This window comes from Synechococcus sp. R3-13, from assembly GCF_047462195.1.
Taxonomy (GTDB): Bacteria; Cyanobacteriota; Cyanobacteriia; order Thermostichales; family Thermostichaceae; genus Thermostichus.
Window position 1 is genome coordinate 1 of the sequence record NZ_JANSIO010000515.1, and the last position, 4,869, is coordinate 4,869.

Annotated in this window: 5 protein-coding genes and 1 pseudogene; 3 read left to right on the forward strand and 3 right to left on the reverse strand. The window is 58.4% G+C overall.

Annotation, left to right across the window (positions count from 1 at the left end):
• Together NW856_RS14160 and NW856_RS14165 are read right to left on the reverse strand one after the other, a co-directional pair.
• A pseudogene (locus tag NW856_RS14160) lies at positions 1 to 345 on the reverse strand (site-2 protease family protein); the annotation flags it as partial.
• A gap of 290 nt (positions 346 to 635) precedes the next feature.
• A complete protein-coding gene (locus tag NW856_RS14165; protein WP_041436092.1) occupies positions 636 to 878 on the reverse strand; it encodes a DUF751 family protein in 243 nt (80 codons plus the stop codon).
• Between the two features lie 524 nt (positions 879 to 1,402).
• Between NW856_RS14165 and NW856_RS14170 the strand changes: the two genes are divergently transcribed.
• Together NW856_RS14170 and NW856_RS14175 are read left to right on the forward strand one after the other, a co-directional pair.
• The gene (locus tag NW856_RS14170) at positions 1,403 to 1,942 is read left to right on the forward strand and encodes a hypothetical protein (protein WP_414380997.1); all 540 of its coding nucleotides are present in this window, start codon (positions 1,403 to 1,405) and stop codon (positions 1,940 to 1,942) included.
• A 166-nt stretch (positions 1,943 to 2,108) separates the two neighbouring features.
• Positions 2,109 to 2,756: a flavin prenyltransferase UbiX gene (locus tag NW856_RS14175; protein WP_011431889.1), complete on the forward strand. Its 648-nt coding sequence runs from the start codon at positions 2,109 to 2,111 to the stop codon at positions 2,754 to 2,756.
• Positions 2,757 to 2,881: 125 nt separating this feature from the next.
• Here the strand turns inward: NW856_RS14175 and NW856_RS14180 are convergent, their stop codons facing one another.
• The gene (locus NW856_RS14180) at positions 2,882 to 4,000 is read right to left on the reverse strand and encodes an alpha/beta fold hydrolase (RefSeq protein ID WP_414400760.1); all 1,119 of its coding nucleotides are present in this window, start codon (positions 3,998 to 4,000) and stop codon (positions 2,882 to 2,884) included.
• Positions 4,001 to 4,087: 87 nt separating this feature from the next.
• On the opposite strand from NW856_RS14180, the gene NW856_RS14185 reads away from it, so the two are divergent.
• Positions 4,088 to 4,741 (forward strand): cobalt-precorrin-8X methylmutase, encoded by a 654-nt coding sequence (locus NW856_RS14185; RefSeq protein ID WP_414341560.1) that lies wholly within the window; start codon positions 4,088 to 4,090, stop codon positions 4,739 to 4,741.
• Positions 4,742 to 4,869: the final 128 nt, after the last annotated feature.

Consider the following 4,869-nt stretch of genomic DNA (forward strand, 5'->3'; position numbering starts at 1 on the left):
GCCGTCTTCCTCCTCTTCCTCTGGCTCAGGTTCCCCAGCCGGCGAGGGATCCGCTTCTGGAGAGGAGTTTTCCACCTCTGGCCGAGGGCCTCCGGTTGAGGGTCGAATACCCCCTCGTCTCACCAAGGTCATGCTGGTAAAGTAGGAGGTGAGAAACAGCAGCAACATCAGCAAGGGAGGCAATTCGTACTGAAACACCTGACGCCCCAGCACCCAAACCAAAGGGGGCAGCATCATCACCAGCCACAGGATCCGCCACGGCACCTTCGAAAGGCGGGCCACACTTTTTTGCAGCAGCAGGTAGGTTGCAGAACCCACCAGCGCCAACAGGATCCAATCTGCCATGAGTTGCAAAAATAAACGAGGGAACGGAGGAGAACACCTCTACCAAGCTAGCGGCAAATCCAATCCCCTCGCTACAGCTTGCAGCCGGGATCCCTGAAGAGCCAATTGAGGCTTGGCCTGCCCATAGACCGCCACCATTCCGGGGCAAACTTTTCATTCGCGCGAGCGGTGCGGAGCACTTTACTTCTTGTCAGCAGTGGGGCGAAAAAGAGGGATCCCCTTGAGGCGTGCTTATGCTGCCGGCGTCCACTGCACAGCTTCGCCCATGGGCCCCAACCTCAACCCAGTATCTATTCTGGCCAAAAGGTATTCCCTGTCATGCCTCGCAGGGTGAAATAAACAAATAGAAGCAACAAAAGGGATCCCAGCGTAACCATAGCCGCCGCTGTTGGACTTTTGCGATACAGGCCGACAAAAGGCTGGAGGCCAGCCCAGATCCCCCCCAGCAAAACGGTAATAAAGTAAGTGGGATAACGGGAGACATTCTCCACAAACTGGTCTTCCAGTCTTCTGGGGGGCTGCGGTTGTGGCATAAGAGGCTGGGGCTCCAACTCCTTTTTTCTCAGTGTGCCATAGGTAGCTGTCAACCATCTGGAGGCTGGCCATCTTCAGGGAACTGGCGGCAACTCAAAAAGTGTAGTCATCTCAAACTAGATTGAGACACTCCCCAAACGCTCCGCGCCGCTGCCGCGACCCCCCAGCTCATCTCTCTGGGAGAGGGGGGTTGGAGAGCAAGGCAACGGAAATGTTTTATTCCTATTCAAAATGACTATAAATCTCCTCCATTGGCGCTCTTTTGGCAGCCGAGCAACCTCGGCTCCCCAGCCGCTGTGGCACCAACCGACCGGTAAGCAGCCTCTCTGCCGCTTGGCTCACAGCCTCCGCGAGGGAGAAAGTCCATCGTCCCCTCATATCAAAAAGAACATCTACTTCACGAAGAGTGGTTGGAGCGAAGGGGAGACTGCGCAGATTCAGGAAACCGAGAACCTGATATGGTAGGCGTTATCCTGCCTGATCTGCTCTTTTGCTCAGTGCAGCCTCCCCTCTTCATAGACTGATGCGAGAATTGCCCTCTGATCCTTCCAATCGTGCCGGCGTACCCTTTGGGGATCAGACCCTGGCTCTGATGCGCGTCCAGGAGGCCCTGGATCAATTGGAGGCAGCCATTCTCAGTAGCCCTCGCCTGTTTTGGTCTCGCACCCTTATTGAAGAGGAAAAGATTCTGGAGCAGTTAGACTTTATCCGCCTGAACCTGCCGACAGCCCTGGAGGAAGCGGAGGAACTGCTGCGCCAGCGGGATCGGATCTTGGCAGAGGCCAATCGCTACGCCCAAGAAATTGTGGCCGCGGCCCAACGTAGGGCTGAGCAGCTCCTCAACGAATCGGCGATTCTGCGACAGGCCCAAGCTCAGGCGGAGCAGTTATTGCAACAAGCCTATCAACATAGTGAGGAGGTGCGGCGACAGACACTGCAGGAATCGGAGCGCCTGCAGCGGGAGGCCCACCGTTACGTGGATCAGGTGTTGCAAGACTTGGAGTTGCGGTTGGTGGAGTCCTTACGGGTGATCCGCAACGGGCGGCAAAATCTGCAGACCTAACAGAGAAGAGTCAGACTGGGGCTTGAGCGCTGCCTTCAACCTGTGCCAGGAGCATTTTTATCCCGCGTTGTGCAAGTCTTTTGGAGCGGTGGGTTAGGGATCTCCTGAGCAGGCGAGGGACGGCTCCCCTCGCTAGACTTGAGCAGAAGACGTTCCCCAGCGGCCCTTGACATCCTCTCTGCCCATCATCCTTGGCGTATCAGGCGCTTCAGGGATGCTCTATGCTGTGCGCGCTCTGCATGTTCTGCTCAGCCTGGACTACCGCGTCGAAGTGGTGGCCTCCAAAGCGGCCTATCAGGTGTGGCAGGGAGAACAAGGGGTGCTGCTGCCGACAGACCCCCGCAAGCAGGCCCACTTTTGGCGACAGCAAGCCGAGAGCAGCGGTGGATCCCTAGTTTGTCATCGCTGGCAGGATGTGGGGGCAACCATTGCCAGTGGCTCCTATCGCACGCAGGGGATGTTGGTGATCCCGTGCAGCATGGGTACAGTTGCCAAGTTGGCTGCCGGCTTGAGCTCGGATTTGCTGGAGCGGGCTGCTGATGTGCAGCTCAAGGAGGGACGACGCTTGGTGGTGGTGCCGCGGGAAACCCCCTTTAGCCTGATCCACCTGCGCAACTTGACCACCCTGGCAGAAGCGGGGGCGCGTATTGTCCCGGCCATTCCGGCTTGGTACCACCAGCCGCGCACCATCTTAGACTTGGTGGATTTTGTGGTGGTGAAGGCGTTGGATCAGTTCGGTATTGATGGCGATCTCATTCGCCGCTGGCAGGGGATGCGCCAGCATCAGATCCTCAAGCTGCCCCCTGATCTCTGAGCGGGATCCCTTTTCCCGGCGGCAGGCTGGGATTTGGCTTGGGGGTGTTCCAAGCTGGGGGGGGCCTGTGCCGATAGCCCTCACTTGTGGCACCTTGCCGGGAATAGCTCAGATCACTTGCTGAGCTAGCCGACTCGGGGATCCCGCTGAAGGGGGGTGGGCAAGTCAGGGCAGGTCTCCAGACTGGCCGCCCATTCCCCGATGAGGGTGTTGACCCAGTGAGGCAGCTCGTCGTGGGCGCAGTGGCCTACTCCCGGCAGCTTCACCAAGGTGAGGGCAGGTTGCCAGCGCTTAAATTGGTCTGCCAAAAAACTGGGCACTGCCGGATCTTCTCGGCCCCAAAGTAGCAAGATAGGCATTTTTAGGGTGGGCAGCAGGCGTTTGGGGCTGTCGAAGCGGCGGCAGAGAATGGCCCTCAGACCGTCCAAAAACACGTGGGCTGCCCCCGGCTCAAAGGCCGGTCTCTGGAAGATCTGCACCAGCTCGTCATCCACCTGCTCATCCCGCTTGTAGACATTCTTGATCCAAGCTCGTAGCACCTCGGTTTGTCGCAGCCAGTTGAAGAGGTGGGGATAAGTGAGGGGGCACCCCAGCAACGACAGAATCCCTTCGCAGAGGGCTCGCACCAGAGCATCCCAGGGAGAGGGCAATTCTTCCGGATGGGGCCCATCGGCGCAGCTAATCAAGCACAGGCCCTTCACCATCTGGGGATAGCGGGCGGCGGCAATGACTCCCACCAAGCCCCCGATGGAATGGCCCACCAGGATGCTGGGCTGCTGAATGTGAGTTTGCCAAAACTCGTGTACCTGCTCCACCCACAGATCAACGCTGTAGGCAATCTCCGGCTTGGCACTCTTGCCAAATCCCAGCAGGTCGAGGGCATAGACGGAGCGCTGGGATCCCAGAGGGAGAATGTTGTGGCGCCAATGACCCACTGACGCTCCAAATCCATGGATTAAAAGGGCCGGAGCTGCCGTCAAGTTGACGACACCGGCAGGGGTTTGGGCGCGACTGGGGGTGTAGGTGAAATGGATGGGCCAGCCCCGCCAATGCCAGGTTTGGGGGTAGCCGTAGCGAGGCAAAGCCGACAAGGGATCCCTGTCGCTACCCGTTGGGGAAGGGGGGGGCGCATCAACAGAGGAGAAACCGGGATTGCCGACGGAATTGGCGCCGACGGGAGCAGAAGGGGAAGGATGGGAGTTGAGTCTGTGCAAGGGAGGAGTGGGTGACAACAATAGGCTCATCTCCAATTTAGGCTAGACCAATCTTAGTGGTTTTCTCGGCTCGCCCAAAGCTACTTTGCTACCGGTTCTTCTTTAGGACATGCCAGCATGACTGTGCCCCTGACTCCAGACCCAATGAATGAAGCCTTCCAGGTAGACCCAATCACTGCTGCCAGCTTCCGCCAGATCGATCAAGAGATTGGCCCCCACCCCTGGCAAGGGATCCCTTATGAGGTGGTGCGCCGTGCCATTCATGCCACTGCCGACTTTGAGCTACGGGATCGCTTTTTCTTCGGCCCCAACGCCGTTGAACACGCCCTGGCAGCCCTACGGCAAAAGCAGCCTGTCATTGTCGATGTCAGGATGGTGGCAGCTGGGATCCAGTCAGGTCTGAAAGCCCAAGGGATCCCCCTCTACTGTGCTTTGGACTGGGTGGAGGAGCCCCGTTGGCCCGGTCAAACCCGCGCCGCCAATGGGATGGTGAACTTGGCACGCCGCTATCCAGAAGCCCTGTTTGTCGTTGGCAATGCCCCCACCGCGTTGCTGGCTTTGGTGGAGGAGATTCGGGCACAGCGGGTCAAGCCGGCCTTGGTGATCGGAGTGCCGGTGGGATTTGTGGCGGTGGAAGAGGCCAAGCAGGCGTTGGCGCAAACGGATGTTCCCCAGATTCGGGTGGAGGGCCGCAAAGGCGGATCCCCAGTTGCTGCTGCCATTGTCAATGCCCTTCTCTTGGCAGCTCAACGGGATCCCATCCCCAACTGACTAGAATTGAAGGGATATCTTCAGACCTTTCCCATGACCCCAGAACAAGAGGAGTGGCTGATTCGCAACCTTCAGCAACAACAAGAACAAATCCAAGAAATGCGGGCCGAGCAGCAGCGGTCGGCTGA

What these genes read in the sequence shown, in the direction of transcription:
- NW856_RS14180 (WP_414400760.1), bottom strand. Translation starts at nt 4,000, where the DNA reads ATGAGCCTATTGTTGTCACCCACTCCTCCCTTGCACAGACTCAACTCC.
- NW856_RS14185 (WP_414341560.1), top strand. Translation starts at nt 4,088, where the DNA reads ATGACTGTGCCCCTGACTCCAGACCCAATGAATGAAGCCTTCCAGGTA.
- NW856_RS14170 (WP_414380997.1), top strand. Translation starts at nt 1,403, where the DNA reads ATGCGAGAATTGCCCTCTGATCCTTCCAATCGTGCCGGCGTACCCTTT.
- NW856_RS14165 (WP_041436092.1), bottom strand. Translation starts at nt 878, where the DNA reads ATGCCACAACCGCAGCCCCCCAGAAGACTGGAAGACCAGTTTGTGGAG.